This is a genomic window from Pseudomonas sp. LABIM340 (assembly GCF_040017195.2).
Classification (GTDB): Bacteria; Pseudomonadota; Gammaproteobacteria; order Pseudomonadales; family Pseudomonadaceae; genus Pseudomonas.
In genome coordinates this window covers 5,826,892-5,850,548 of the sequence record NZ_CM200227.1, presented here as the reverse complement: position 1 = coordinate 5,850,548, position 23,657 = coordinate 5,826,892, and the positions used below count along the sequence as shown (strand labels likewise).

Annotated in this window: 23 protein-coding genes; 6 read left to right on the top strand and 17 right to left on the bottom strand. The window is 65.4% G+C overall.

All coding sequences use genetic code 11. From position 1 onward, the window contains the following. Positions 1-72: 72 nt before the first annotated feature. From ureG to ABKS89_RS26995, 4 genes are all read right to left on the bottom strand, one after another. Complete coding sequence (gene ureG, locus ABKS89_RS27010; protein WP_045216312.1) at positions 73-687, bottom strand: urease accessory protein UreG; 615 nt, start codon at positions 685-687, stop codon at positions 73-75. Between the two features lie 10 nt (positions 688-697). Next, positions 698-1,375: an urease accessory protein UreF gene (locus ABKS89_RS27005; RefSeq protein WP_348588305.1), complete on the bottom strand. Its 678-nt coding sequence runs from the start codon at positions 1,373-1,375 to the stop codon at positions 698-700. Positions 1,376-1,462: 87 nt separating this feature from the next. Continuing rightward, complete coding sequence (gene ureE / locus ABKS89_RS27000; protein WP_348588304.1) at positions 1,463-1,963, bottom strand: urease accessory protein UreE; 501 nt, start codon at positions 1,961-1,963, stop codon at positions 1,463-1,465. A 373-nt stretch (positions 1,964-2,336) separates the two neighbouring features. Further along, positions 2,337-2,972, bottom strand: coding sequence for a TetR family transcriptional regulator (locus ABKS89_RS26995; RefSeq protein ID WP_081515573.1), 636 nt, complete (start codon positions 2,970-2,972; stop codon positions 2,337-2,339). Between the two features lie 154 nt (positions 2,973-3,126). Between ABKS89_RS26995 and ABKS89_RS26990 the strand changes: the two genes are divergently transcribed. Together ABKS89_RS26990 and ABKS89_RS26985 are read left to right on the top strand one after the other, a co-directional pair. After that, the gene (locus tag ABKS89_RS26990; RefSeq protein WP_348588303.1) at positions 3,127-4,227 is read left to right on the top strand and encodes a flavin reductase family protein; all 1,101 of its coding nucleotides are present in this window, start codon (positions 3,127-3,129) and stop codon (positions 4,225-4,227) included. An 11-nt stretch (positions 4,228-4,238) separates the two neighbouring features. Beyond that, a complete protein-coding gene (locus tag ABKS89_RS26985; protein ID WP_138214077.1) occupies positions 4,239-5,321 on the top strand; it encodes a fatty acid desaturase family protein in 1,083 nt (360 codons plus the stop codon). 6 nt (positions 5,322-5,327) lie between these two features. Here ABKS89_RS26985 and ABKS89_RS26980 read toward each other — a convergent pair whose 3' ends face one another. After that, positions 5,328-5,543: a hypothetical protein gene (locus ABKS89_RS26980; protein WP_138214078.1), complete on the bottom strand. Its 216-nt coding sequence runs from the start codon at positions 5,541-5,543 to the stop codon at positions 5,328-5,330. A 112-nt stretch (positions 5,544-5,655) separates the two neighbouring features. Beyond that, positions 5,656-5,898 (bottom strand): DUF6868 family protein, encoded by a 243-nt coding sequence (locus tag ABKS89_RS26975; RefSeq protein ID WP_348588302.1) that lies wholly within the window; start codon positions 5,896-5,898, stop codon positions 5,656-5,658. A 219-nt stretch (positions 5,899-6,117) separates the two neighbouring features. On the opposite strand from ABKS89_RS26975, the gene ABKS89_RS26970 reads away from it, so the two are divergent. After that, positions 6,118-7,428 (top strand): MFS transporter, encoded by a 1,311-nt coding sequence (locus tag ABKS89_RS26970; RefSeq protein WP_348588301.1) that lies wholly within the window; start codon positions 6,118-6,120, stop codon positions 7,426-7,428. A gap of 81 nt (positions 7,429-7,509) precedes the next feature. Here ABKS89_RS26970 and ABKS89_RS26965 read toward each other — a convergent pair whose 3' ends face one another. The 3 genes from ABKS89_RS26965 to ABKS89_RS26955 all read right to left on the bottom strand — a co-directional run bounded on the left by ABKS89_RS26965 (position 7,510) and on the right by ABKS89_RS26955 (position 9,858). After that, positions 7,510-7,890, bottom strand: a complete 381-nt coding sequence (locus tag ABKS89_RS26965; RefSeq protein ID WP_348588300.1) for a phage infection protein — start codon at positions 7,888-7,890, stop codon at positions 7,510-7,512. A 331-nt stretch (positions 7,891-8,221) separates the two neighbouring features. Further along, complete coding sequence (locus tag ABKS89_RS26960; protein ID WP_138214082.1) at positions 8,222-8,989, bottom strand: hypothetical protein; 768 nt, start codon at positions 8,987-8,989, stop codon at positions 8,222-8,224. Between the two features lie 335 nt (positions 8,990-9,324). Further along, complete coding sequence (locus ABKS89_RS26955) at positions 9,325-9,858, bottom strand: ferritin-like domain-containing protein (protein ID WP_138214083.1); 534 nt, start codon at positions 9,856-9,858, stop codon at positions 9,325-9,327. A 295-nt stretch (positions 9,859-10,153) separates the two neighbouring features. On the opposite strand from ABKS89_RS26955, the gene ABKS89_RS26950 reads away from it, so the two are divergent. Then, entirely contained in the window at positions 10,154-12,238 is a 2,085-nt protein-coding gene (locus ABKS89_RS26950; protein ID WP_348588299.1) for an AsmA family protein, read from the top strand. A gap of 162 nt (positions 12,239-12,400) precedes the next feature. On the opposite strand, the gene ABKS89_RS26945 is transcribed toward ABKS89_RS26950, so the two are convergent. The 4 genes from ABKS89_RS26945 to ABKS89_RS26930 all read right to left on the bottom strand — a co-directional run bounded on the left by ABKS89_RS26945 (position 12,401) and on the right by ABKS89_RS26930 (position 14,988). Beyond that, positions 12,401-12,856 (bottom strand): GyrI-like domain-containing protein, encoded by a 456-nt coding sequence (locus tag ABKS89_RS26945; protein ID WP_348588298.1) that lies wholly within the window; start codon positions 12,854-12,856, stop codon positions 12,401-12,403. A 143-nt stretch (positions 12,857-12,999) separates the two neighbouring features. Then, positions 13,000-13,344 carry an osmotically-inducible lipoprotein OsmE gene (gene osmE, locus ABKS89_RS26940; protein WP_138214086.1) on the bottom strand — a complete coding sequence of 115 codons (345 nt, stop codon included), beginning with the start codon at positions 13,342-13,344 and terminating at the stop codon, positions 13,000-13,002. Between the two features lie 87 nt (positions 13,345-13,431). Continuing rightward, positions 13,432-13,650 (bottom strand): hypothetical protein, encoded by a 219-nt coding sequence (locus tag ABKS89_RS26935; protein ID WP_348588297.1) that lies wholly within the window; start codon positions 13,648-13,650, stop codon positions 13,432-13,434. A gap of 72 nt (positions 13,651-13,722) precedes the next feature. Continuing rightward, positions 13,723-14,988, bottom strand: a complete 1,266-nt coding sequence (locus tag ABKS89_RS26930) for an Hsp70 family protein (protein WP_348588296.1) — start codon at positions 14,986-14,988, stop codon at positions 13,723-13,725. Between the two features lie 209 nt (positions 14,989-15,197). On the opposite strand from ABKS89_RS26930, the gene ABKS89_RS26925 reads away from it, so the two are divergent. Further along, entirely contained in the window at positions 15,198-16,061 is an 864-nt protein-coding gene (locus ABKS89_RS26925) for an oxaloacetate decarboxylase (RefSeq protein ID WP_017518216.1), read from the top strand. Between the two features lie 35 nt (positions 16,062-16,096). On the opposite strand, the gene ABKS89_RS26920 is transcribed toward ABKS89_RS26925, so the two are convergent. Next, a complete protein-coding gene (locus tag ABKS89_RS26920; RefSeq protein ID WP_138214089.1) occupies positions 16,097-16,741 on the bottom strand; it encodes a hypothetical protein in 645 nt (214 codons plus the stop codon). A gap of 176 nt (positions 16,742-16,917) precedes the next feature. Between ABKS89_RS26920 and ABKS89_RS26915 the strand changes: the two genes are divergently transcribed. After that, the gene (locus ABKS89_RS26915; protein ID WP_348588295.1) at positions 16,918-17,184 is read left to right on the top strand and encodes a DksA/TraR family C4-type zinc finger protein; all 267 of its coding nucleotides are present in this window, start codon (positions 16,918-16,920) and stop codon (positions 17,182-17,184) included. A gap of 72 nt (positions 17,185-17,256) precedes the next feature. On the opposite strand, the gene ABKS89_RS26910 is transcribed toward ABKS89_RS26915, so the two are convergent. From ABKS89_RS26910 to ABKS89_RS26900, 3 genes are all read right to left on the bottom strand, one after another. Continuing rightward, the gene (locus tag ABKS89_RS26910) at positions 17,257-19,416 is read right to left on the bottom strand and encodes a GAF domain-containing protein (RefSeq protein WP_348588294.1); all 2,160 of its coding nucleotides are present in this window, start codon (positions 19,414-19,416) and stop codon (positions 17,257-17,259) included. Continuing rightward, a complete protein-coding gene (locus ABKS89_RS26905) occupies positions 19,413-20,018 on the bottom strand; it encodes a biliverdin-producing heme oxygenase (protein ID WP_348588292.1) in 606 nt (201 codons plus the stop codon). Before ABKS89_RS26905 ends, ABKS89_RS26910 begins: the two co-directional genes overlap by 4 nt. A 669-nt stretch (positions 20,019-20,687) precedes the next feature. Further along, positions 20,688-23,378 carry an autotransporter outer membrane beta-barrel domain-containing protein gene (locus ABKS89_RS26900; protein WP_348588291.1) on the bottom strand — a complete coding sequence of 897 codons (2,691 nt, stop codon included), beginning with the start codon at positions 23,376-23,378 and terminating at the stop codon, positions 20,688-20,690. Positions 23,379-23,657: the final 279 nt, after the last annotated feature.

Here is a 23,657-nt window from a genome sequence, read left to right as displayed (position 1 = left end):
GAAAACTCCCTGGTTCTTGTCGTAGAGCGTCTTTTCATGGGGCGGCCGGCATCCGCGGCCGCGAAGAAAACATCAGGCTGCGCTCAGCAGGCCCTGGCGTTCGATGAAGGTGATGATCTCGGCCAGGCCCTGGCCGGTCTTCTGGTTGCTGAAGACGAACGGCTTATCGCCGCGCATGCGCGAGGCGTCCTGGTCCATCACTTCCAGCGAGGCGCCCACCAGTGGGGCGAGGTCGATCTTGTTGATCACCAGCAGGTCGGACTTGCAGATACCCGGCCCGCCCTTGCGCGGGATCTTGTCGCCGGCGGAGACGTCGATCACGTAGAGGGTCAGGTCCGACAGCTCGGGGCTGAAGGTGGCCGAGAGGTTGTCGCCGCCGGACTCCACCAGGATCAGGTCGAGGCCGGGGAAGCGGCGATTGAGCTGGTCCACGGCCTCGAGGTTGATCGAGGCGTCTTCGCGGATCGCCGTGTGCGGGCAGCCGCCGGTTTCCACGCCGATGATCCGCTCCGGCTCCAGCGCTTCGTTGCGCACCAGGAACTGCGCGTCCTCCTGGGTGTAGATGTCGTTGGTGACCACGGCGATGTTGTAGCGCTGGCGCAGGGCGCGGCACAGCGCCAGGGTCAGGGCGGTCTTGCCGGAGCCCACCGGGCCGCCGATGCCGACGCGAAGAGGTTGAGAGTTCATGGCAGTTCTCCTAGGAGCGGAACAGACGGCTGTATTGGGTTTCGTGGGTCATGCAGGCCAGCGCGAGACCGAAGGGCGCGCCGCCGTGGGGATCGTTCTGCAGCGCGGCCCGGCAGGCGGCGTCGAGGTCGGGGAGCAGTTGCGAGGTGAGCTTCTGCGCGGCCATCTGGCCCAGCGGCAGGGTCTTCATCAGTACCGCCAGCTGGTTCTCCAGCCAGCTCCACAGCCAGGCACCGAGGGCCTGTTCCGGGCTCAGCCCCCAGGCGCGGGCGGCCAGCGCCCAGGCGGCGGCGAAGGAGGGCTCGGCTTGCCCGGCGAGCCAGGCGCGCGCGGGGTCGTCCAGCTCGGGCAGGGCCTCGAGCAACTGGCCGAGGGAGAAGCCCATCTGCCGGTTCTCCAGGCCCAGCTCACGGGTTTCGCGGCTGGCGCGATGACGCTCGGCGGCGTCGCGCAGGGCGTCCCAGTCAGCGTCTTGTGCGGCACGCAGCAGCTCGGCCAGCAGCGGGCCTTCGAAGCGTGCGAGGTTCAGCTGCAGCTGATCGGCGAGCCAGGTACGGGCGCTGTCGGCGTCCTTCACCTGGCCCTGGTCGATGGCGCTTTCCAGCCCTTGGGAATAGCTGTAGCCGCCGATGGGCAGCTGTGGGCTGGCGAGGCGCAGCAGCGACCAGATGCTTGAGGACTCAGCCATGAGCGACGGCCTGTACAAGCGCGCCGATCTGCCCCCTCTCCCTCCGGGAGAGGGTTGGGGTGAGGGAATCGGTTCTGCGCAGGAACATCACAAACGCACCCCGAACTGGTGCAGTTTCGGCGCGTAGTTGAATTCCTCTTCGCCGTGGTGCGAGTGGTGATGTCCGCCGCCATAGGCACCATGCTCCGGCTGGAAGGGCGCTTCGATGGCCTCCACCGTGGCGCCGAGCTGGTCGAGCATGGCCTTGAGCACGTAGTCGTCGAGCAGTCGCAGCCAGCCGTCACCGACCTGCAGGGCGACGTGGCGATTGCCCAGGTGGTAAGCCGCGCGGTTAAGCTCGCGGGCGTTGGCGCAGGTGACGTGGAGCAATTTTTCCGGCGCGGCGCAGACGCGCACCACGCGGCCATCGTTGGCCAGCAGGCACTCGCCATCGGTCAGCGGCGACTGGCCGCGTTCGAGGAACAGGCCGACGTCTTCACCGGTGCTGGTGAAGCAGCGCAGGCGGCTCTTGCTGCGTGCCTCGTAATTCAGGCGCAGCTCGGCGTCCCAGTGTTCGCGGGGTTCGATTCGTTGGTGGATGACCAGCATGGCAGTGTCCGGCAGTAGCAATGGCGGTGCTACAGCAAGGGGCTTGCCAGTGCGGGTGCGCGTCAGTGCTGGCGCGGGCTGCAGCCCTTGTCCGAACGGTCAGCAATGGTGCGTGCGCGCAAGGATGGTGCGCACGAAAACGGTGCGCACCAAGGCGGGGCGTTCGAGTGGGCGCTGTCGGCGATTTTCTGTCCGCTGCATCGAGGCTCCTTGTAGGAGCGCCCCATGGGCGCGATCGCGGGCATGGCCCGCTCCTACAGGATAACGCCAGCGCAAGGGCCCGTGTGTAGGGCGGGTAACCCGGAACGGGTTATCCGCCATTTCGGCGGATAACGCCTGGGGCGTTATGCGCCCTACGGTTCGCGAAGCGCCGTCAGGGGCGCGAGCCGATCCCGGTCCAGTGCTTGGCGCCGATCATGATGAAGCGCAGCTGCTGGGTGATCTTCGCCTGGGGCGAGAGGTGCGTCGGCAGGCTGTCGGCCGGCGGGTCGATCAGCTCGGGGAGGGTGGCGAACACCGTCTTCACCACCAGGTCGGCGATCACGTCGATGTCCTGGGTGGTGAGGTGCGGCAGCTTGTTGAGCAGCGCAAGGTCGGCGGCGAGGTCGTCGGTGATGCGCTGGCGCAGGGCGCCCACGGCCTGGCGGATCGGGTGCGAGCCGCCGTACTGCTCGCGGGCGAGGAAGAGGAACTGGGTGCGGTTGGCGGTGACGGCGTCGAGGAAGATGCGCACCGAAGCCTCGATCACGCCACCCAGCTCGAATTCGTTGCGACGGACCACGCGCAGCGTCTCGCGGAAGGTCTCGTCGACATCGGCGACCAGGGCGAGGCCGAGCTGGTCCATGTCGGTGAAGTGCCGGTAGAAGCCCGCCGGCACGATGCCCGCCGTCTTCGCCACTTCCCGCAGGCTCAGGCTGCCGAAGCCGCGTCCACTGTCCATCAGGCCGCGCGCGGCATCCATCAGGGCCAGGCGGGTCTGTTGTTTCTGTTCGGCGCGGGGAGTGGCCATACGGCAGTGCTATCCAGGGCAAAGGCGCAGGCACTCTAGCAAATGCCGGTCGGCGCGGGGGAAGTTCCTGCAGCAAATAGTGAACGAGTGTTGACTGAAAACTCCTGCTCGTGAGATTTTAAGTGAACACGTGTTTACTGTTCGGTGTTCGCCCATGTCCCTGCTTCCCTTTGCCGGCCTGCGTTTCCTTTCGCCGCTGTTGTCGCCGCTGCGCGCCCTGGTGCGCGGCCAGTGGCTGCGCGAGTCGGATGTCGATGCCGTGCTGCTCGCCTGCAACCGTGGCTGGTCGCTGCGCCGCGTGTTCGCGCGGGTCGAGGCGCGGCAATGGGTGGCGGACGACATGCTCGAACTGCGCCTGCGCCCCAATGCACACTGGCGCGGCGCGCGGCCCGGCCAGCACCTGCAACTGTTCGTCGAGCGCGACGGTGTGCGCCATAGCCGCAGCTACAGCCTGACCCGCGTCGCCAAGGACGGCTGTCTGGAGTTCGCCGTGAAGCTGCAGCCGGGCGGGCGGATTTCCACCTTCCTGCTGCAGCAGCTGTGCGTCGGTGAAGTGCTGGAACTGGGCCAGCCGGACGGCGACCTGAGCTGGCCGGCCGATGACCAGGGCGTGCTGCTGCTGGCTGCGGGCAGTGGCTTGACGCCCTTGCTCGGCCTGCTGCGCGAGGCGCTGGCGCGCGGCTACAGCGGCCCGGTGACGCTGCTGCACTACGTTCGCGAGCGCGGCCAGAAGGCCTTCGTCGATGGCCTTCAGGCGCTGGCGCGGCAATATCCGAATCTCGAACTGCGCTGGGCGCTGAGCGGCGATGCCGCGCTGGACAGCGAGTTGTCCGGACGTTTCCAGCGCGATCACGTGGCCGACCTGGATGGCCGCCATGTACTCGCCTGCGGTCCCGGCGGTTTCGTCGAAATCGTGCGCCAGGCGCTGGGCGCGACCAGCCGCAGCCTGCAGGTGGAAAGCTTCAGCCCGCCGGCCTGGGACGACCGCGAGCCGGCCAAGGCCGTGAACCTGCGCTTCGCTCGCAGCGCGCTGCAGGTGACTGGTGACAGCCGCCGCAGCCTGTTGGAGCAGGCCGAAGCCAGCGGCCTGCGCCCGGTGCACGGCTGCCGCCAGGGCGTTTGCACCAGCTGCACTTGCACGCTGGTCAGCGGCTGCGTGCGTGATCTGCGCAGCGGCGAGCTGTTCAGCGAACCGGGCCAGCCCATCCGTATCTGTGTCAGCGCGCCCCAGGGCGACCTGACCGTCGATCTCTGATCCTCAGGAGAATGTCCATGCGCGAAGATCGCGACCTCAGCGCCGCCGAACTGGCGGCCTTCGGTGCCGAGCTGGACGCCCTGCGCCAGCGCACTCTGCATGACCTGGGTGAGAAAGACGCCCGCTACATCCGTCGCATCCGCGCGGCGGTACGCTTCTGCTGCTGGTGTGGCCGCGTGCTGCTGATGGCCGGCTGGTTCCCGCCGACCTGGCTGCTGGGCACCTTCCTGTTAGGGCTGGGCAAGATCCTGGAGAACATGGAGCTGGGCCATAACGTCATGCACGGCCAGTACGACTGGATGAACGACCCGGAATTCTCCGGGCGCAACTACGAGTGGGACATCGTCGGCCCCGCGGACTTCTGGCGGCACACGCACAACCACGTGCACCACACCTACACCAACGTGCTGGGTATGGACGACGATGTCGGCTATGGCGTGGTGCGGCTGTTCCCCGAGCAGAAGTGGAAGCCGTTCTACCGCTGGCAGCCGCTCTGGGTGACCCTTCAGGCGCTGCTGTTCCAGTACGCCGTGGCGGTGCAGCACCTGCGCCTGGACAAGTACGTGAAGGGGCGGATGAGCAAGGAAGAATTGCGCCCGCTGCTGCGCCAGTTCAACGCCAAGGTCGGGCGCCAGTGGGTGAAGGACTACCTGGTGTTCCCGCTGCTCGGCCTGTTCACCGGCGCGTTCGGCGCGGTGCTGCTGGGCAACGTCATCGCCAATCTGATGCGCAACCTGTGGACCTTCACCGTGATCTTCTGCGGCCACTTCACCGAGAAGGCAGCGGTATTCCCGCCCGAGGTGGTGCAGGGCGAGACGCGCGGCCACTGGTATCTGCGCCAGCTGCGCGGATCGAGCAACCTGGAAGGTGGCCCGCTGTTCCATATCCTCACCGGCAACCTCAGCCACCAGATCGAGCATCACCTCTATCCGGACCTGCCGGCGCGCCGCTATGCGCAGCTGTCGAAGGAGGTGCAGGCGATTGCCGCGCGCTACGGCCAGACCTACAACAGCGGCCGCCTGTCGGCGCAGTTCGCCACGGTGCTCAAGCGCATCTGGATCCATCGCCGACCGACACAGCCGGCGATCGCCTGAGGCGAATCAGGCGCGGCGGGTCAGCGGCGAGACGATGTCCTCACGCAGGGCGCGCAGGTCGGCGGCGTCCTGGTTGAGGTGGTGGATGGACTTCAGCAGCTTCTGTCGGAGCAGGTCATCCTGGACCTGTTCGACTGCCCGCATGACTTCCAGGGCCGTGGCCTCGTTGTTGGCGGCGACGGCGTCGAGAGTCTTTCGCAGGCTGCGGGTTGCGTGGTGCACGTTGGTGATCTCCTGAAAACTGCGTGCACCCTACGACCCGAGTATTTCCAATAAATTTCAACAAGTTGCTTTCCGATCGGCGGTCATGATGTCGCATCAGTGGCGCATCGATTCAGGAAAGCATGCACAGCGCCAGCAGTGGCACCAGGTTGAGCAGCAGTACGCCGATCTTGTAGACGGCCATGCCGCCGTAATGAATCGCGTCGAACTGCTCGACTGGCAGGGCGAACCAGCGCGAATGCAGGCGGTAGACGAAGTCGTGGGCGAAGGTGAAGGCGGCGAACCAGACCAGCAGGACGACGTAGTTGATCAGGGTGCAGTAGAGCAGGAAGGGTTTCAGCTCCAGGAGCGGCATGATGATTCTCCGGCCACATACTGCATTGGAGTAGCCGCCGGGCGCAGGGTTTCACCGGATTGCCGGCGGGCGCGCATCCGATAGCCGGCGCGCTGGCCGACGGCCATAATGCGCACCTGCCGCAATCCCTGTGATCTTTGCCGCGCGACCGCTGTCCGATGTGCGGACGGCTAACCTTGCCGTAACACCCATCTTCTTCATCTGCCTGCCGGACTCGCCATGTTCAGCCCGCTCGTCACGTTTCCCGCGCTCTATACCGCCACACTGCTGATGCTCGCCGGCTCCGGCCTGTTCACCACTTACATGGGCCTGCGCCTGACCCAGGAAGGCGTCAGCGACCTCTGGGTCGGCGGCCTGATGGCGGCGTACTACTTCGGCCTGGTCTGTGGCGGCAAGTTTGGCCACAAGCTGATCGCCGGTTTCGGCCACATCCGTTCCTACGTCGCCTGCGCCGGCATGGCCACGGTGATCGTGCTGATCCACGCGCTGGTCTCGCAGCTGGAGGTGTGGATATTCCTGCGCTTCATCATGGGTGCGGTGATGATGAACCAGTACATGGTGATCGAGAGCTGGCTCAACGAGCAGGCAGAAGGGCACCAGCGCGGCAAGGTGTTCGCCGGCTACATGGTGGCGGTGGACGCCGGCCTGGTGGTCGGCCAGGGCCTGCTGGCGCTGAGCCCGGCGCTGGATTACAAGCCGCTGCTGCTGGTCGCGATGTGCTTCTCGTCGTGCCTGATCCCGCTGGCGCTGACCCGCCGTGTCCACCCGGCCAAGCTGGTGGCGGCGCCGCTGGAGATCGGCTTCTTCTGGAAGCGCGTGCCGCAGTCGCTGGGCACCATCTTCGTCGCCGGCCTGATGGTCGGCGCGTTCTACGGCCTGGCGCCGGTGTACGCGGCGCGCAACGGCCTGGACACCGCGCAGTCGAGTTTCTTCGTCGGCATGTGCATCGTCGCTGGCTTCTGCGCGCAGTGGCCGCTGGGCTGGTTGTCGGACCGGGTGAACCGCAGCTGGCTGATCCGCGCCAACGCCTTGCTGCTATGCCTGGCCGCGGTGCCGATGTGGGGGCTGATCGAGTTGCCCTATACGCTGCTGCTGGCGAACGGTTTCGTCACCGGCATGCTGCTGTTCACCCTCTATCCGCTGGCGGTGGCGCTGGGCAACGACCACGTCGAGCAATCGCGCCGGGTGGCGCTGTCGGCCATGCTGCTGACCACCTACGGTGTCGGCGCCTGTATCGGCCCGCTGTTCGCCGGCGCGATGATGCGCCACTTCGGCCCGGGCATGTTCTACATACTGGTGTCGGCCTATGCGCTGATCCTGATCTTCTGGGTGCAACCCAAGCGCGTCACCGGCGTGCACCGCGTCGACGAGGCGCCGCTGCACCACGTGGCCATGCCCGACACCGTCAGCCCGATGGCCGCCGCGCTGGACCCGCGTGTCGAGGAAGTGCCGGAGGAGCTGGTGGTGGAAGCGCCGGCAAGCATTGGCCGCTCCGATGGCGAGCCCGATGCTGGCGAGACGAAACACTGATCGAATTGCGCTAACGCAGAAATGAGAAAGCCCGGCAGATGCCGGGCTTTTCTTTCGCCTGTCAGGCGTATTTCGTCTAGATCAGGAAACACGCTTGAGGTGGGCATCGAACACGGTGTCACCACCGGACTCGGCGACCATGTTGCTGTGCAGCTTGTCGATGGTGTGCTCGGAGCCGTTCTCGGCTACGCGGACGTCATCCATCTGCTTGTGCAGGCGGTCGATGGTGCGCTCGGAACCGTTGTCGGCAACGCGGGCTTCTTCCATCTGCTTGTGCAGGCGATCGATGGTGCGGTCGGAGCCGTTCTCGGCAACACGGGCTTCAGCGCTCTTCTGCTGCAGCTGGTGTTCGTGTTGCGGGAGGGTGCGCGGGCCGTTGTTGAGGATGGCCGGGGCGGCGAAGACGGCGCTGGCGGACATCAGGGAAGTGAGTGCAAGGCTGAGGGCGATCTGGCGTTTCATGTTGTGTGGCTCCGAAAGGGGGGCGGTATGTTTTGGCTACAGGGTTATTTTCCCTTCGGATAAATCGATTTAAAAACGATGCCGGGTAATACAGCGCATCAGTGTTGTCGATTATTTAGCCGGCTAATTTCTACTATCGCCGTTAATGATGTAACGACGAAAACCGCTCTAGGGCGGTATTTTCAGGCGTGTTTCAGGAGGTTTCAGGCAAGACGCCGTTACAAATCACGGCTGGCCTGTTATCGATGGCGGGGTTTCGCGGATTTCCAGCGATAAGAAAGCCCGGCAGAGCCGGGCTTTTCTCTCACCTTGCGGTGTACTGCCTTGGGCGTCAGGCCTTCAGGTGGGCGTCGAAGACGGTGTCGCCACCGGACTCGGCGACCATGTTGCTGTGCAGCTGGTCGACGGTGTGCTCGGAACCGTTCTCGGCCACGTTCATCTCTTCGTGCAGACGGTCGATGGTTTTGCTCGAACCGTTTTCAGCCACGCCCAGTTGCTTGTGCAGACGGTCGACAGTCTGGCTGGAGCCGTTCTCGGCGACGTTCATTGCCTGGTGCAGGCGGTCAACCGACTTGCTCGAACCGTTTTCGGCGACGCTCATCTCGCTGTGCAGACGGTCGATGGTTTTGCTCGAGCCGTTTTCAGCCACGCCCAGTTGCTTGTGCAGGCGATCGACAGTCTGGCTGGAGCCGTTCTCGGCGACGTTCATTGCCTGGTGCAGGCGGTCAACCGACTTGCTCGAACCGTTTTCGGCAACGCTCATCTCGCTGTGCAGACGGTCGATGGTTTTGCTCGAACCGTTTTCAGCCACGCCCAGTTGCTTGTGCAGGCGGTCGACGGTCTGGCTGGAGCCGTTCTCGGCCACGTTCATTTTCTGGATCAGACGATCGACCGACTGGCTGGAGCCGTTTTCGGCGATACGGGCCTTGGCCGCGTCCAGTTGTTTCTGCTGCTGACCCAGGCTGCGTTCGGCGCCTTCCTGAACCAGGATCTGGGTCTGGCTGGCGTTGATCACAGGGGATTCCTGCTGGGAGCCGGCGAAAGCGGCATTGGCAGCAAGTACGGAGAGGGCAAAGCCAAGTACGAGGGTGCGTTTCATGATGCGGCTCCAGAAAGAGTGGGGGAGTTCGTTGGACACGGACTCAGTATCTGTTCTGGATTATCGATTGGAAAACGATGCTGGGAGATAGTCGCTATCGATGTCGATGATTGTTGAATAGTGTCTTTAAAATCAGATAGTTGGTTTTGAAAATTGACTTCTATCAACGCCTTCGATGGGCGATATCGGCGTGATTGGTAGTATCTGATTGTTCGATGTATTTGCAAGTCAGGTTTGGCTCGACGGCTCTGGGATGCGGGTTTTCGCCGAATGACAGGGCGCACAAGCACGAAGCCCGGCCGGAGCCGGGCATCGATGAGGGCGATGGAGAGGGGTTACTTGAGGTCCTGCAGGAGGTCGGCCATGTCGTCGGCGTGCTCTTCCTCCTGGGCGAGGATTTCCTCGAACAGGCGGCGCGAGGTCGGGTCGTCGTCGCCCAGGTAGACGACGATCTCGCGGTAGCTGTCGATGGCGATGCGTTCGGCGACCAGGTTCTCGGTGATCATCTCGCGCAGGTTGGCGCCGGCCACGTATTCGGCGTGGGAGCGTTCGGTCAGCCCTTGGGGGTTGAAGTCCGGCTCGCCGCCCAGCTGCATGATGCGCTCGGCCAGCTGGTCGGCGTGCTGCAGCTCCTGGGTGGCGTGCTCGAGGAATTCGGCGGCAGCCACGCTGGCCTTCAGCCCGGTGGCCATGAAGTAGTGGCGCTTGTAGCGCAGGTAACAGACCAGTTCGGTGGCCAGCGACTCATTGAGCAGACGCAGCACGGTCTTGCGGTCGGCATGGTAGCCCTCGGTCACCGCGCCGTCCTCGATGTTCTGGCGCGCCCTCTGGCGCAGGGTCTGGACGTCGGTCAGTTGTGCCTGGTTCATCAGCTGTCTCCTTACGGCGGGCCTTGTGGCGGGCCGGCGCTGCGGTGGCGCGCGGCCGGGTTCGGGTCTCAAGGGTGTGAGTCGCGGGCCGCCTTGAAAGTTTGGTTTTTTTGCCCGGCAACGCCGTGGCGCACAATTGCCGCGCAGATTGCGGGAGCCATCACCTCGCTATGCTGGTCCAAGACGACAGGCCAAGGGAGAATGCCGGCCCGGCATGCTCAGGCGGCCGATGATGACCGGCAGCGGCGTGGGGACGTCGCTGCTTCCACCGACGCGGCAAGCAGGGAGTTCAGGTATGACGCGCGGGAAACGAATCTGCCTCTGGAGCTTCACGGGTTTCATCGCGGTGATCGCCGCGCTGGTGGTGTTCATCGCCACCTTCGACTGGAACCGGGTGAAGCCGACCATCAACGAAAAGGTCTCGGCCGAGCTGGGGCGCCCCTTCGCCATCAATGGCGACCTGCTGGTGTTCTGGCGCACCGAGCCGGAAGAGGGCGGCTGGCGTGCCTATGTGCCGTGGCCGCATTTCAGCGCCGCCGACATCACCCTGGGTAATCCCGAGTGGGCGGCGGGCAAGACGCGCTCACCCAACTTCGCCAGCCTGGAGAAGGTCGAGTTCCGCCTCGCCCCGCTGCCGCTGCTGTGGCAGACGGTGAACATCCCGCAGATCGTCCTCACCCGCCCCAGCGCCGATCTGCTGCGGCTCGCGGATGGGCGGGCGACCTGGACCTTCGAGCTGCCGAAAAAGGAAGAAGACCCCAACGCCCCGCCCGAGCAGTCGGCGTGGAAGCTGGATATCGGCGAGATCGGCTTCGACAAGGGCAGCGTCACCCTCGATGACCAGCGCCTGAAGACTCGCCTGGAATTGCTGGTGGACCCGCTCGGCAAGCCGGTGCCGTTCGGCGAACTGGCGGGCAAGGCGCTGGCTGGCGGCGACAAGGCCGAGACCCAGGACTACGTGTTCGGCTGGAAGCTCAAGGGCCAGTACAAGGGCCTGCCGCTCAACGGCTCGGGCAAGGTCGGCGGCATGCTCGCCCTGCAGGATGCGGCCAAGCCCTTCCCGGTGCAGGCCGACGTCTCCGCCGGCAGCACCCGCGCGAGCATCGTCGGCACGCTGGTCGACCCGCTGAACCTCGGCGCGCTGGACCTGCGCCTGAAACTGGCCGGCACCAGCATGGCCAACCTCTTCCCGCTCACCGGCGTGACCCTGCCCGATACCCCGGCCTACGAGACCGACGGCCGCCTGAAAGCCGAGCTGCACGATTCGGCCGGCGCGCAGTTCCACTACGAGAACTTCAACGGCAAGGTCGGCGACAGCGATCTGCATGGCGACCTGGTGTTCGTCAATCGCCAGCCGCGGCCCAAGCTCTCCGGCAAGTTGCGCTCGGACCAGTTGCGCATGGCCGACCTCGGTCCGCTGATCGGCGCCGACTCCAACAAGGAGAAGCAGGCGCGTGGCCAGAGCACCCGCCAGCCGGCGGACAAGGTGCTGCCGGTGGAAGAGTTCCGCACCGACCGCTGGCGCGCCATGGACGCCGACGTGGAATTCACCGGCAAGCGCATCGTGCACAGCGACAAGCTGCCGATCAGCGACCTCTACACCCACCTGGTGCTCAACGACGGCCTGCTGACCCTGGAACCGCTGCGCTTCGGCGTGGCCGGCGGCACCCTGGAGTCGCACATCCGCCTGGACGGCGGCAAGACGCCGCTGCAGAGCAAGGTCCAGCTGCAGGCGCGCAACTTCAAGCTCAAGGAGCTGTTCCCCAGCTTCGCGCCGATGCAGTCCAGCTTCGGCGAGCTGAACGGCGACGCAGCCATCAGCGGCACCGGCAATTCGGTGGCAACTATCCTCGCCGGCGCCAACGGCGAGATGAAGCTGCTGATCAACGACGGGCGCATCAGCCGCAGCCTGATGGAGATCGCCGGGCTCAACGTGGGCAACTACGTGGTGAACAAACTGTTCGGCGATGACGAAGTGAAGATCAACTGCGCCGCTGCCGACGTGGGGATCGCCAACGGTCTGGCCAAGCCGCGGGTGTTCGCCTTCGATACCGAGAACGCGATCATCACGGTGGACGGCACGGCCAACTTCGCCACCGAGCAGCTGGACCTGGACATCACCCCGCAGAGCAAGGGCGTACGCATCTTCTCCCTGCGCTCGCCGCTCTATGTGCAGGGTACTTTCAAGAACCCGAAGGCGGGTGTGCATGTATTGCCGCTGGCGGCGCGCGGGGCGGGGATGGTCGCCCTGGGCGTGGCCGTGGCCCCGGCGGCAGCGCTGCTGGCGCTGATTGCTCCGAGCAAGCAGGACGACAACCAGTGCGCCGCGCTGCTGGAGCAGATGAAGCAGCCGGCGAAAGCGCCCACGAAGGGCAAATGAGCACCTGCCGGTGACGCCAGTGCGTAGGGCGGATAACCCGGCACGGGTTATCCGCCGTTCAGGCGGATAACGCCTTAGGCGTTATGCGCCCTAATGGCTCACTGTAGGAGCGGGCCATGCCCGCGATCGCGCGCATGGCGCGCTCCTACAGGTGGCGTCAACTTAATAGATGGGCACGTACAGATCGGTTTCCGAGGCCGGGTCCTGCGGGCCGAGGAAGCGTTCAGTGTAGCGCTCCAGGTCCACGCCTTTCCTCGGCTCCAGCCCATGGCGGGCCAGCAGGCTGGAATAGATGGCCTGGAAGCTGTCGGCGATGGCGCTGACCGGGCCGATATGGGTGAACACCGCGTACTTCTGCGCAGGCACCTCGAAGCTCATCATCCCCTCGGGCACGGCCGCGCCGGCATCCACCGGCAGGCCGGCGATGTAGTGGAACTCACCGCCCGGCAGTTGAGTGCATACGCCATAGGCGGTCTTGTCCGTCGCGCTGGCCGCGACTTCCTGCTCGCGCGGCAGGAAGCGCTGCCACAGCTGGCCGATGCTGTCGCCCGGCGCGCTGCCCTGGTAATCCATGCCCACCACTTCGAAGGCGGGCAGTTCGATGATGCGGTATTTCATGGGCGGCTCCTGAGATGGCTGCTGGGATGATAGACGGCCACCGTGTGGCGGGAATATCCCCGGCGTCCGCGACTGTGGCGATGGTCCGAATGAAAAGGCCCCCGCCGTTGGGCGGGGGCCTTGTCGTCACGGGGAGGAAGCCGTCACGGCTGGTAATCACGCTCGTGGCGATCCAGCTCGGAGCAGGTCATGAAGCCCGACCCGTCCACCCGGCCACTGCCGTCGAAGCTCACGTAGAAGGGCTGTTGCTGCCCGTCCTTGCTGAGGATGTAGCTGTTGCAGCTGCCCGGCTTCATCAGGCGCTTCTGGGTCGCCGACGGGGTGCCGCCGATCTTCAGGACTTCTTCCTGGCTCATCCCCTTCTCGACATTGCGCACCAGCGGCTGGTCGCGGAAGGTGATGTAGTTGACCGGGTTCTGCACCTTGGTGGAAGCGCAGCCCGCCACCGAGGCCAGGACCAACAGCGCCAGCAGTGATCGCTTGTACATGGTGTTCTCCTTGGTTGAGCAACTCACTCGCTCAACTTGGAGCCTAGGCCATGATCCGGCGTTCAAGAAATCTGTGGGGCAGGGGGGTTACTGCGCCTCTTTCACAGCGTCATCCAGGCGTTGCTGGCTCTGCACGTTGGCCGCGTCGATCTGCTGCTTGAGTTGCTGCATCTGCTGCTGGGCCTGTTGCGCCTGCTGGGCCTGCAGGTTGGCGGTGGTGGCTGCGGTGGCGGCGGTCTCGCCCAGGCCGCAGGCGGAGAGAGCGGCGGACAGGAGCAGCAGGCTGGTCAGTTGGAAGGGGCGCATGGCGGACTCCGGGCGCGAGGGGTATTGCCGCCACACTAGCGCATGGCGGCATGTCCGTCAGTGAGCGGCTGCTCAGCCGTAGCGCTTCATCGCCTCGATGGCCAGGCCGTTGCCGATGCCGCCGAAACGGTCGCCGTCGACGTGATGGGCGTTGGGCAGCATCGCCGCCACGCTCTGGCGCAGGGCCGGCACGCCGGAGGAGCCACCGGTGAAGAACACGGTATCGACTCGCGCCGGGTCCACGTCGGCGGAATTGAGCAGTTCAGTGATGCTGCCCCGCACGCGCTCCAGCAGCGGGCCGATGGCGCCCTCGAACAGCTCGCGGCTCAGCTCGGCGATAAGCCCCGCTTCGACGCGTGTCAGGTCGATATCGCGGCGCTCGGCGTCAGACAGCTCGATCTTGCTGGCTTCCACCTGCATCGCCAGCCAGTGGCCGGCGCGCTGCTCGATGAGCTTGAACAGGCGGTCGATGCCGGTGGCGTCGACGATGTCGTAGCGCATATTCTGCAGCGCCAGCTGGGACTTCTGCGCGTAAACCGCGTTGATGGTGTGCCAGGTGGCGAGGTTGAGGTGGTAGCTGGTCGGCATGAAGGCGTCGCTCTTCATCTTGCTGCCGTAGCCGAACAGCGGCATCACGCCCTGGATGCTCAGCTGCTTGTCGAAGTCGGTACCGCCGATGTGCACGCCGCCGGTGGCGAGGATATCGCTCTGGCGGTCGGCCACTTCGCGGCGCTCCGGCGACAGGCGTACCAGCGAGAAGTCGGAAGTGCCGCCGCCGATGTCGACGATCAGCACCAGTTCTTCACGCTCGATGCTGCGCTCGTAGTCGAAGGCCGCGGCGAGCGGTTCGTACTGGAAGGACACGTCCTTGAAGCCGAGCTTCTGCGCCACGGCCACCAGGGTGTCCTGGGCTTCCTGGTCGGCCTTGGGATCGTCGTCGACGAAGAACACCGGACGGCCCAGCACCACGGAGTCGAACTCGCGCCCGGCGACGTTCTCGGCGCGCTTCTTCAGCTCGCCGATGAACAGCCCCAGCAGGTCCTTGAACGGCATGGCGCTGCCCAGCACGGTGGTCTCGCTTTTCAGCAGCGAGGAGCCCAGCAGGCTTTTCAGCGAACGCATCAGGCGGCCTTCGTAGCCTTCCAGATACTCGTGCAGGGCCAGGCGGCCGTATACCGGACGGCGTTCCTCGACGTTGAAGAAGATCACCGAGGGCAGGGTGATCTTGTCGTCCTCCAGGGCGATCAGCGGTTCGCTGTCCGGACGCCACCAGCCGACGGTGGAGTTGGAGGTGCCGAAGTCGATGCCCAGGGCGCGGGCCGCAGTGGTCGGGAACATGATGCGGAGGTGTCCGGAGAAAAAACGGCCGCGCAGTGTACGCGAGTGTTCGGTGAAATTCAGGGTATCCGTCGGAAGACTATGGTGGCAAAGAGGGCTTGGGGAGTAGCTTGTAGTTTTGCTACATTGTGTTCCTGTAGTTTTCCTACAAGAGTTCTCCACTATCTGATTTCCGTTCTCCCACCCCGTACAAGCAGTTGGATCCCACCATGCACAGAGCCTCCTTCCACGAATTGCGCAAGGATTTCCGCGCCTTACTGAATTCTTCAGCCTGCTATCACACCGCTTCGGTGTTCGACCCAATGTCCGCGCGCATCGCCGGCGACCTGGGATTCGAAGTGGGCATCCTGGGCGGTTCTGTAGCTTCACTACAAGTTTTGGCGGCGCCTGACTTCGCGCTGATCACCCTGAGCGAATTCACCGAGCAGGCCACCCGCATCGGTCGTGTCGCCCGCCTGCCGGTGATCGCCGACGCCGACCACGGCTACGGCAACGCGCTGAACACCATGCGCACCATTGTCGAGCTGGAACGCGCCGGCGTGGCCGCGCTGACCATCGAGGACACCCTGCTGCCCGCGCAATTCGGCCGCAAGTCCACCGACCTGATCCCGGTCGAGGAAGGCGTCGGCAAGATTCGCGCGGCACTGGAAGCGCGCATCGACTCGGAAATGGCGATCATCGCCCGCACCAACGCCGAAGTGCTGGAAGTGGATGACGTGATCCGCCGCACCCTGGCCTACCAGGCTGCCGGCGCCGACGGCATCTGCATGGTCGGCATCCGCGATTTCGACCACCTGGAAGCCATCTCCCGCCACCTGTCCGTGCCGCTGATGCTGGTGTCCTACGGCAACCCCGAGCTGCGCGACGACGCGCGCCTGGCCGAGCTGGGCGTGCGCATCGTGGTCGACGGTCATGCCGCCTACTTCGCGGCGATCAAGGCCACCTACGACTGCCTGCGCGAGCAGCGCGGCGTGCATGCCTCCGACCTGACCGCTTCGGAGCTGGCTAAGAAGTACACGCTGCCCGAGGAGTACCAGATCTGGGCGCGCGAATACATGGAAGTCAAAGAGTAGGACCGCCTGTCCTTTTCTGTTCTGTCCTGTGCCGCTCAGCGACGCGGCAGATGCGCCAGCAGGTATTCGACCTGGGCGTTGAAGGGATAGAGCAGAGTGCCCTCGGGTTTCTCCGCCTTGCGCAGGTAGCTCCAGCGCGAGAGCAGGGAGTCCCGGCTGGCACCGGCGGGTAGCGCCGCCAGACGTTCGCCGATCAGTTCCTGCAGTTCCCCGATGCGTGTCGCATCCTTCTCGCTTTCCTCCCCCAGCAAACGTCCGTTGGCCCGTCGCGCCTCCAGCAGCGCCAGCTCGCGCAACTCGTCTTCAAGCCCCTGTGGTGCCGGCTCCCGCGCGAGGATGAAGGTGTCGAACAGCCCGGCCACTTCCCGCGTCTGCGCCACTGCATTCTGCAGGTCCACGTCCTTCTGCGAGTATGCCGCGCGCACCTGTTCCAGGGTCTGCTGATAGAGCTGCCAGAGGTCCTTCAGGTTGGCCGCATTCTTCTGCTGGGACAGCTGCTGCTCGAAGCTCGGCCCGAGGCCATCCAGCCGCGTGAGGAAACGATCGTCGCCGGTGGCGCTGTACAGCAGCAGGTAGCGCTCCATGTCGCGCAGGCCGGCATCCACGGCGTCGGCGTTGGCGGCGCGCGGCAACAGGCCGGCGAGCAGGAGGCTGGCGATCAGGGTGCAGGCTTGGCGCATGGCGGGGTTCCGATAGTCAGAGGTCTCCCGATTCTCGGCAGGCATGCCGGTGCGGACCATCAGACGTATCTGGTTCCGCGGCGACGCACTCGTCGCTTCCTGCGCCATCGCCCTTGCAATCACTGCCGCCGCCCTGCATATCTTCAGAAGACACGACTATTCCACGGGAGGTCGCCATGGCCAGCGGCTGGGCAAACGACGGAGCGGTTCAGGAGCAGATCGACAGCACCATCGAGGATGCCATCGCACGGGCGCGCAACCAGATGCCCAAGGGCGAGAGCCTGACCCATTGCGAGGAGTGCGATGCGCCTATCCCCGAGGCGCGGCGCAAGGCTATCCCCGGCGTACGCCTGTGCGTGAAGTGCCAGGCCGAGCACGACAAGGAGCAGGCCAGCTACGCCGGCTACAACCGCCGTGGCAGCAAGGACAGCCAGTTGCGTTGAGAGGCTTTCGCTCGACATGAAAACGGCGCCCATGGGGCGCCGTTTTTCGTGGGGAGTTATCGGCACGCGGGGTCAGGGCTTCAGCGGCACCAGCACGCTGAAGGTGATGATGCCGTCGGCCTGCTCCACCTCGATGCGGCCGCCGTGGGCGCTGACGATGGCCTGGGAGATGTACAGGCCGATGCCCAGCCCGCTCTTGTTGCGGCCATGGCCGCCGGTGTCCTGCTTGAACGGCTCGAAGAGGTTGGCGATGCGCGCCTCGTCCAGCGCTTCGGCTTCGTTGAGGATACTCAGCCGCGCCAGTTCACCCTGACGGCGCAGCTCCACCAGCACCGGGCGGCCGGGGCGGCCATGGTGGCGGGCGTTGCTCAGCAGGTTGGCGACCACCTGCAGGTAGCGGTCCGGGTCGACCTGCGCCTGCACGCCATCCTCGATGGCGGTTTCGATGGACAGGCCCGGATAGGCCACGTCGGTTTCCTGGACGATATCGCGCACCAGCCGCGAGAGGTCGGCGGCCATCGGCTTCACGGTCATTCCTGCACCGCTCTGCAACCGGCTCATCTCCAGGATCTGGCTGATCAGGCGTTCCATGCGGCTGCTGGAGTAGGTGATGTGCTGGCGCAGTTCGGCGTTGCGCACGTCGCTGGAGGAGAGCATCGCCGCCGCCATGGAGATCGATTGCAACGGGTTGCGCAGATCGTGGCCGAGCACGGCGATCAGGCGCTGGCGCATGCGGTCGATTTCGCCGGCGCGATTCAGGCACAGCTCGACCAGCTCGGTGCGCAGTTTCTCGGCGATGGAGAGGTCGATGCCGGTCCAGGGCATCGAGCGCCCGCGCACCACTTCCTCCCAGGCTTCAAAGGAGCCACGCGGGGTCAGACGCGCGCCGGAGGGGCCGGTCTTGACGATCTTCTCCGGCTTGCCGCCCCAGCGGATGCGGTGTACCTGCTCCAGGCGCAACCAGACGATCCAGCCCGATTCCTGGCGATGGAAACGGATCGCCATGACGCCGCAGTAGCGCGGGTCGTGCGGGCCGTCGGGCAGTGCCAGGCGCTGGTCGCTGTGGAACAGGTCCAGCTCCTCGTCCTGCTGCAACTGGGCGACCATGGCCACCGCCAGATCCTCGAAGTCGCCACCGATGCTGCTGGCGCGCCCGCCGAGCATCACCACCGCGCCGTCGCACGGCAGCAGGTCGGCGATGCTGGCGCCGGGGCGCGACAGCGCGCTGAGCAGGTCGTCGGAGTCGCGGGTGCGGCGCAGTAGCGCCTGCTGACGCTCGGAGGCCTGGCGCAGGAGTTCGCTGACGCGGCTCTGCTCCAGGCGTTCGACCATGGCGCTGCACACCTGGGAAAACACCTGGAACGACATGCGGATCGGGTATGGCACCACCTTCGGGCTCATGTGGTGGCAGGAGAACAGCCCCCACAGGCGCCCGCCGACCACGATGGAAATGCTCATCGACGCGCGCACGCCCATGTTGGCGAGGTACTCGCAATGGATCGGTGAGACGCTGCGCAGGGTGCTGAAACTCAGGTCGAACGGCTTGCCACTGCCTGGGTTCAGCGTGGGGCGCACGGCCACCGGCTGGTAGGCCGCATCGCCGATCAGCCGCACCGGGTTCTGCAGATACAGGCGCCGCGCCTGGGCGGGAATGTCCGAGGCCGGGTAGCGCTGGCCGAGGTAGCTTTCCAGGTCCTCGCGGCGGGATTCGGCGACCACCTCGCCGGAGTCGTCCTCGTTGAAGCGGTAGGCCATGACGCGGTCGTAGCCGGTCATCCGCCGCACTTCCTCGGTGACGCTGACCAGCAGGCTCTCGACGTCGTTGCGCAGCTGCAGCTGGCTGACCAGGCGCTGGGCGTTGAGGGCGAAGGTGGTGAAGGACGCGGTCCCGGCAGCGCGCCGCTCGAATTCCAGGTAGCGCACGCCGTCGTGGCTGTGGCCGATCACGTCGAAGAAGCGCCGGTTGATCCGCGTTTCCACGCTGTTGACCCAGGGGCCTTCTTCATTGAGCCCTTCGGCGAGCATCGCCAGCACGCCGGGGCCGACGTCCGCCTCGGCCAGTGGCTCGCCCAGCGTCGGGGCGATGCCCAGCAGGGTGCCGAGATTGTCGCTGAAGCCGAGCACGCGGCCCTGCTCGTCGAGGGCGATCAGCGCGCCGTGGGGCTGGATGGCGCCGGGCACATGGATGGGCTCGTCCTCGCAGTTGGCGAGGGTGACCGTCTGCTCGCTCATGCCGGGACCGCCCGGCGCGGTGCGGTGTCCAGCACCCAGTCGCGGAACGAGGCGAAGGCGCGTACGGCGGCAGCCTGGGCGTGGGCAATCTCTTCAGGCGTGGTGACATGCTTGGCCAGCAGGCGCTGGAAGGCGCTCCAGCGTTCGCCGGTGTGTTCGCCGTAGCCCTGCAGCCAGTGCAGCGGCAGCGGTTCGAGCGAGGCCTTGAGACGCTTGTAGAGCACCCGTCCGCCGAGGGTTGCGCCTTCGGCCACATAGGCGATGCCGAAGGCTTCGGCGAGGTTGTTCGCAACCGGGGCAGCAGGGCAGTCAGGCCAGTTGGCGGTGAGCTGCGAGCCGGCCTGCAGATCGGCTTCCAGCCATTGGCTCTTGCCGCGCCGCAGGTGTGCATCTTCGGCGTCGGGCCAATGTGGCCAGAGGGCTTGTTCCAGCGGGCGCATCCAGCCCAGCACGCGGGCAGCGTGGTCGAGGTAGTCGGCCTGGGTCAGTGCGGCAGTGAGCGGGGAGCGATTGTCGAGGTCGGCATGCAGCTCATGGGTGGCGGCGCGCAACGCGGCCAGCGCGGGCGAGATGCCCGGGCGTTCGTTCGGTTGCGAAGTCATCGCCGTCATCGCGGGTCCACCTTTTTCATCGAGCTGCAGAGCATAGCAGTTCGGGTTGTACGACCGGGGCGATGGGGAATAGTTGATCGAAGTATCAGGGTTTCGGAGGGGCGCAGGAGTTTCCCTGTAGGAGCGGGCCATGCCCGCGATCCGCCGGCAGGGCCGGCGTTTCTGGTGTTGCAGATATGTTGCGTTGGCCTGGGTGTTCCAGCGCCGCTTCTGCGCGCGCGGACTCCGTGTTTCGCCCCCTCGGGCGAGTCACTTCTTCCAAACGCCGAAGAAGTAACCAAGAAGGCTTGCCCCGGACATCCGGTTTTTCGCCTAGGCGAAAAATTCCCTCGTTGAATTGAAGTTTCAGGGGCACGCCACGACGGGCCATCCCTGGCCCATCGTGGCTCTCGCGACATCCATGTCGCTCAACCCCTGAAACTCCAATTCAACGAGGCCTCCTGGACGGGGCGTTCGGCGCGTGCGGATGTTTCCCTGGAAGTCTCATCACAGCCAGAACCAAAGCCAGAGCCGTGCTGCTCCTGCAGGAGCGAGCTTGCTCGCGAACCGCTCAACGCCGATCTCTCATTGCAGGGGCGTGCCATGCCCGCGCCCGTACAGGGAATCGTCCGCAGAAAAAGGCCGCCGCAGTTGCCTGCGGCGGCCCGGTTCACGGCGGGGTCAGAAGTTGACCTTCAGGCCCAGCGTCACCGCCTGGTCGCGGTAGCCGTTGTCGCCGAACTGCTTGCCCACTTCACCCCAGACGTTGACCCGGCTGTTCACCTTGCTGGTGGCGCCGAGTTTGACTTCGAAGATGTCGCTGGCGCCGTCCATTTCGAACTTTGTGCTGCCCATCTTCGCGCCGAAGTCGTCGGTGTTGTGGATCCAGTTGGTTTCCACGTAGGGCTCCACACCGTAGGTGTTGGCGAAGCCGCCTTCCTTGTTGCTGCGCACGGCGGCGCGGGCACCAAGCCGGGTCATGATGTTGCCGTCGCCCTGGCCGGTGACCTTGGTGCCATTGGCCTCGCGGTGGCTGTCGGCCTTCACGCCCATGTAGACGACCTGTGCCTGGGGCTGCACGTAGTAGCTGGCGCTTTCGGTCTTCGCCACGGTGAAGGTCTTGCCGGCTTCGATGGAGGCAGTGATGCCCTTGGCGTCGTACTTCTCCTTGGCCAGTTGCTCGCCGCGCACTTCAGCATCGAAGTCATTCCACAGGACCCAGCTGTCGACATAGGCGCCATTCTCGTCGTCCTTGTTCTCGTACCAGGTGCCATAGACGCCCAGGCTGTAGCCGTCGATCTCGCCGCGCGAGCGGTAGCCGGTGATGCGCGACCTGGTCGTGGAGTTGCCGTTGGCGTAGCCGGCCATCACGCCGACGACCCAGTCGCCGTTGTCGGTCTGCTTGCGGTACAGGTCGCTGCCCAGTTGCAGCACGTAGCGGTTGGACTCGGTCTTCAGCTGCCCGGTGCTGTCTTCCCAGCGGCTGGAGCCATCGACGTTGCGCATCCAGAGCATCGAGGTGACCTGCTTGCCGGTGTCCGGATCGACGTAGGTCAGGTTGCCGGTGCGGTCATGCAGGCGGTGCAGGAACATCGTGTTGGCTGCCGCGAGGTTGGCGGTGTAGCTGCCGCCTTCGGGCTGGCGCACGCGGTCCTTGTCGCTGGGCGCGGGTTGCTCCGGCACCGGATCGGTCGGGCCCGGATCGATCGGACCTGGCTCTTCCGGGCCTGGATCGACGGGACCGGGATCTTCAGGGCCCGGATCGACGGGGCCCGGGTCTTCAGGACCGGGATCGACGGGACCGGGATCTTCAGGGCCTGGATCTACAGGACCGGGGTCTTCCGGGCCCGGATCTTCCGGTTCCGGTTCGGTCGGCTTGTAGGAGGTCAGGTACCAATCGCTGTCCGCGCCGGTGGAGCCGACGAAGCTGCCACCACGGCGGAGCATGTACTCGTAGCCGCCCTCGGTCACCCGGCTGGAGGTGAACTCGCCGGCGGAGGTGCCGCCGACGGTGATCATCTGGATGCCTTCCAGGGTCTGCGCGCCGGGGCCGCCGGTGTTGTTGACGGTCACCAGCGTCTCGCCCGAGGTGCTGCCGGTGATGGCCAGCTTGTCGGTCTCGGAGCTGTCGTCACCCAGGTAGGTGTTCATCAGCAGGTGGCCGCCGCCGGTGAAGTCGCCATCCACCGTCAGCGTCTTGTAGGCGTACTCGCCGTGCTCGTCGTGGCGGTCGTAGATCAGTTGCGCGCCATTGGTCAGCGAGAGGTTGGTGAGGTTGGAGTTGCCGGTCATGAACCACTGGCTGGCGGCTCCGTCCATGGCCAGGTCGATCACCCCGTCGGTGGCGGTACTGGTGGTGCCGTTGAGGTAGGAGCCGGCGGCCATCTTCAGGTCGAGCCTGCCCTGGTTCTCGGCATAGAGCGCGACGCCCTTGCGGTTCGCGAGGTCGACTGCGGCGCTGCTGTCGAGCATGTAGATCGCGGCGTTCTCCGAGACGATGCTGGAGTCCGCACCGTTGGCGGCCATGGCGCGGTTGCCGTCGGTGACGGTGACTTTCGTGTCACCGAGCAAGTGAACCTGGCCGCCTCGATCACCGCTGGCTGCTGCCAGGGTTTGCACATAGATGCCGTACGCGGCGGAGTGGCTGGTGGAGATATCGGTGCTGCCCAGGGTTATCTCGCCGCCGCGGTTGGCGAAAACGCCATGGGCCGCGCTGCCGGATGTTCGGATCACGCTGTCATCACCCACGGTGACCGTGGCATCCCCGGTGAAGGTCGCTGCACCGGTATTGCGGTTGCCGGCATACACAGCGTAGCCATTACCGTCGGAGGAGTTGCCTCCGGCCCCGGTGGTGGTGATCTGTGCGCGGTCACCGAGGGTGATGCTGTTGGTGCCACCGTTCTTCGAGGTATTGGCGCGCACGCCAATGCCGGATGTGCTGATCACCGCGTCGTCGCCAACGGTCACGGATGAGTTATAGGCGTTCTCGGTGACGTTGATACCGTCGGCGGAGAATCCGGTGGTCTTGATAGTCAGGCTATCGAAATTGAAGACGTTGGTGCCGTTGTTGGCCTGGATGGCATCGGCATAGATACCGCCGGTAGTGATCGACAGCGTGTCGATGCTTTGCCGGGTGCTGTTGCCGTAGATGCCGAAACCACGCAGCCCGCCGGTGCCGCTGGTGGCGCCAATTGTGGTGCCGGTGTTGATCACGACATTCTTGTAACCCGTGGGGTTGCCGTAATACAGCGTCACATCGCAGGTATAGGTATCGCCGCTGCCTGAGCAGCCGGCGGCTGCCATGCCGGCCTGCCCCGCCAGGGCGATGGCCAACGCGATGTGCGAGGCCAGAAGGGTCTTGGTAAAGCGCATTGCAAACCTCCTTGCACCGCTCGCCGTGGGGCGATGCGGGGCGGGTTTCCAGCGCCTGTGTGAGCCTGTCCTGGCGGGAGATCGGAGGGTTCCGGATCGGGGTCCTGCTTTCGCTGGAAGTTACTTTGGGGAGGCGTGGTCGCGAGCGTTTGCGCCACGCCGGACCCGCGGCCGGTAAGGGCTCTGGCGGATCAGTGGGCACATTGTTCAGCGCGCGTTCAGGTAGCCGAATAAGACGAATCTCAATCGGCGGACGGCGGGGTGGGGGATCGGGAAAAG